The 1154-nt window shown below is 68.7% G+C and carries 1 protein-coding gene; it reads right to left on the bottom strand.

What is annotated here, in order from left to right; genetic code table 11:
* Window positions 1-37: 37 nt before the first annotated feature.
* Window positions 38-1096 carry an IS630 family transposase gene (locus VEA62_RS01595; protein WP_324817526.1) on the bottom strand — a complete coding sequence of 353 codons (1059 nt, stop codon included), beginning with the start codon at window positions 1094-1096 and terminating at the stop codon, window positions 38-40.
* Window positions 1097-1154: the final 58 nt, after the last annotated feature.

Raw genomic sequence — 1154 nt, 5'->3', positions numbered from 1 at the left:
ATACCGACGGCGCCTGAAGGGTTCCATTGATGGGATGTCATGCGAATTGCGGCCACCAATGGAACCACGTGACGGCCTTGAGGCGGTCAGGGTCGTTGGCCAGGGCGCAGCAGCGGTCGGCGAGCGCCTCATCGACGGCCGGGAGGTCGGCGAAGTGGGTGTTGGCGACCGCCTCGTTGGTCAACGGCCAGAGGCGCTCGGCCGGCTGCAGCTCGGGTGAGTAGTGGGGCAAGAACTCCAGGGTGACGCCGTCGGGGATCTCCACCTCGCCGGCGCCGTGCCAACCCGCCCCATCGAGCACCAGCAGGACGCGCTTGTCCGCTCCCGCTCCGACCTCGCGGGCGAACGCGGCAAGGATCCGGCTGAACAGCGCGGCGCCGACGCCGTCGGCCAGGAACCACACCACCGCTCCGGTACTCGGGCGCACGAAGCCGTAGATGTACATCCACTCGAAGCGGTGATGCCCGCGCGCGATGGGGCGGCAGCCGCGCGGCGCCCAGACCCGGCGCAGCACCGGCTTGAGCCCGACACGGTGCTCGTCCATCGCCCACACCTCCAGCGGCATGGTGGGGTCCTCCTGCTGGAGCGCCTGCACGCGCCGGCGGAAGCGGGCCTTGAAGACCTCCTGGGCCAGCGGATCCGCCGCGGCATGATGAGGGCGCGGCACCTGACGGGTGAAGCCGAGGCGGCGCAGGGCTTCGGTGCCGCGGCGTGGCGACACCAAACGGCCCAGCATGCCCGTGATCCACTGGGCAACCGCGCGGCCCGTCCAGAAGCCGTAATCGGGCGGCGGGTCGTCCAGGCTATTCTTCAGGCGGCGTTGCTGGTCGGCGTCGAGCAGCGGTCTGGCGCCGGGGTTGAACTGGCGCTGGTCGCCCAGCCCCGCAACCCCGGCCTCGTTGTAGCGTCCCACCAAAATGCTGATCCAACGCGGCGTGTAGCCCGTCACCTCGGCGACGAACTGGGCCGTGCGCCCGCTGGTCAGCAGCCAGATGATCTGAAGGTGCGTCCGCTCCGTCGCATCCTTCGCGTCCTTGTACAGCCGGTGCAACTCATCGGCTTCAAGGTGATGGATCAGATGAACCTTGCTTCCCATCCCCAGACAACTGGGACCGTAGCGCCTCAATGGAAGCCTTCAGGCGCCATCGGTATCA

It is taken from the genome of Brevundimonas sp. (assembly GCF_035627475.1).
Lineage (GTDB): Bacteria > Pseudomonadota > Alphaproteobacteria > Caulobacterales > Caulobacteraceae > Brevundimonas.
Note: the sequence above shows the minus strand (reverse complement) of the source record. Positions and strands in the feature narration are given on the sequence as shown.